The organism is Schnuerera sp., assembly GCF_035459645.1.
Classification (GTDB): Bacteria; Bacillota; Clostridia; order Tissierellales; family Tepidimicrobiaceae; genus Schnuerera.
This window is the reverse complement of record NZ_DATHXO010000401.1, coordinates 1-2,596: the sequence shown is the minus strand read 5'-3', so window position 1 is coordinate 2,596 and position 2,596 is coordinate 1. Positions and strand designations below refer to the sequence as shown.

Sequence of the window (2,596 nt, the reverse complement as noted above, 5' to 3'; positions counted from 1 at the left end):
AGGTGGTCATTTATGGAGGAAGCCTTTAATAAAAAATCAATAAGAGATACAGTACTTAAAACAGCAGGTCCAGTCTTAATAGAAGTTTTTTTAGGGACTTTATTTGGTATGGTAGATATGATGATGCTTGGAAGAATTGCAGATTCGGGAGAAGCTGCTGCCTCTATTGCTGCTGTTGGAATTACTAATCAAGTTGTATTTATTGCTTTGTCTTTAGTTCAATCTTTAAATGTAGGTGCAACAGCTATGGTAGCTAGATATGTAGGGGCTAAAAAAGAGGATAGGATAGAGAATGTAGTACGACATGTGATCTTGTTAACTCAAGTTCTTTTAGTTTTACCGATATTTATTTTTGGGCTATTATATACGAATCAAATAATGAAATTTATTGGTGCTCATCAAGATACTTTAATGTATGGTAGAAGTTATTTTAAAGTTATTATTATTGGATTAATATTTCAAGCTTTTAATTTTTCTATATATGCAGTTCTGCGGGGAGCAGGAGATACTAAGACACCAATGAATATAAATTTAAAGGTTAATACTCTTAATGTAATTGGTAATGCTGTACTTATCTATGGATTATTAGGGTTTCCTAAGTTAGGTGTTACTGGAGCAGGCATATCTACATCTTTTTCTCAAATTATAGCAACTTTAATGTTATTAAGATATATATTTAAAAAGGATACTATAATACAGATAAATTTGAAAAATAAGTTTAAATTTAATAAGGATATTATGTATAATCTAGTCAAAATTGGGATACCTGCTTCTTTAGAGCAAATTGCTTTTAGAGCTGGTATATTAATATTTGTACGAATAGTTTCATCTTTAGGTACTGTAGCATATGCTACTCACCAGATATGCTTAAATATTTCAGGACTTTCTCTTACACCAGGTCAAGCTTTTGGTATAGCTGCTTCTTCCTTAACAGGTAGAAGTTTAGGAGCAGAAAGCCCAGAGAAAGCAGAAGAATATATCAAAACAAGTGGAAGAATGGGGGCAATCATTGCAACGACAGTAGGGATAATATTTTTCTTCTTTGGCTCCTATATTGCAAGTCTTTATACCAAGGATCCAAAAGTAATAAACGAAGCTGCTAAAATATTAAAAGTGATTGCAATCATCCAACCTTTCCAATCCTCTCAGTTGATTACAGCTGGTGGATTAAGAGGAGCGGGAGATACGGTATGGACCTTAGTAGCAATATTTTTCAGTGTACTGATTGTAAGGGTAGCATTGGCTCATTTATTCATAAATATTTTACAATTGGGTTTAATAGGGGCTTGGTATGCAATGTTTTGTGATCAGCTTGTTAGATGGGCCCTTATTAAGTTTAGATTTAAGACTAATAAATGGAAGTATATAACGATAAGGTAGAAACCTTATCGTTATATAATGTTAAGTTATATTTGTTGTTTTATGTTTATTATAATATTCTCAGCAAATTTTTTAGCAAGTTCCTCAATATGAGGAACTTTCCTTATTGCGCCTCTATCATTGGCTACCGCCATTAAAGCAAAATATGGTGGTAATTTAAAGGTTTTATTTATGTTTAGGCTACTGATCAACTGTTTAGCTAAAGCATCTCCTCCAGAGTGGCCAGAAACTATTATTGAAAACAAGGTTTTATCATAAAACTTAGTTTTTCTAAATAGAGCTGTCAATCTATTTATCAATGCTACTAGATTAGCAGTTATCATATCATTATAATTAGGACAAATAAATACAAGGGCATCTGCTTTTAATAATGCAGGATAAACTTCTTGTACAATAATACCACCATAAAAACATTTAGTTTGTTGGCCATAATGTTTACAAGCTTTATAAGGACAGCCAATACAATCTACAATAGTGGCATTTTGAATATTTATTTCTGTGATATCTGTTATATCTAGATTTTCTTTTATCATATCCCATAAGGTTAAAGTATTAGAAGTATTTCTATTGCTGGAATGAATTGCTAATATTTTGGGTTTTTTTACTTTAGTAATCTTATCATTAGTGAATCTTTCACCTAATTTACTACATAAATACAAACAAATCTCCTCTAATGGTAAATTATAAACTTTTTGTAATGGTATTAGATTATCTAAATTTCCAGTGGCTTCTACTAAAGGTCGTCCAGGGAATCTACAACCCAATAGATTAGATTTAAAAATTATGGATTGGGCAGTAGTTTTTGTAAAATATTGATATTGGCTATGGACTAACACTATACCTTCAGAGCCTAATAGAGAATCAAATCCTCTATTAAATAATTCTAAAAAGAAGTTATTAAGGTTATTACTAATTCCTGTTATAGGTAATTCTATTGCAAATATAATATTGATATTTTTTAAATCTGGTAGTTGTTCAAAATTTTCTAATACTTCGTATTCTATATTTTTAGTAGTTGCATTTATCATTTCTTTCAGTAAAGAAGATGGTTTTTCTGGCAATATTAGATAATATCTTTTCATATTATATTCACTAACTTTTTATAAGTATGTTTTATCTTGTTCATTAGTTCAGAAGGCATGTCTAACTGCTCAATCTCCATTTGACTATCCTTTATTCTACATTTAGATCCTATATAAGCACCACCCATGTAGGT

The 2,596-nt window shown here is 30.5% G+C and carries 2 protein-coding genes; one reads left to right on the top strand and one right to left on the bottom strand.

From position 1 onward, the window contains the following. Window positions 1–1,380 (top strand): MATE family efflux transporter (locus tag VK998_RS09470; RefSeq protein ID WP_325227886.1); only part of this gene is annotated, 1,380 nt, incomplete at its 5' end. Between the two features lie 26 nt (window positions 1,381–1,406). Here VK998_RS09470 and VK998_RS09465 read toward each other — a convergent pair. Further along, a complete protein-coding gene (locus VK998_RS09465) occupies window positions 1,407–2,462 on the bottom strand; it encodes a flavodoxin family protein (RefSeq protein WP_325227885.1) in 1,056 nt (351 codons plus the stop codon). Window positions 2,463–2,596: the final 134 nt, after the last annotated feature.

What these genes read in the sequence shown, in the direction of transcription:
- VK998_RS09465 (WP_325227885.1), bottom strand. Translation starts at nt 2,462, where the DNA reads ATGAAAAGATATTATCTAATATTGCCAGAAAAACCATCTTCTTTACTG.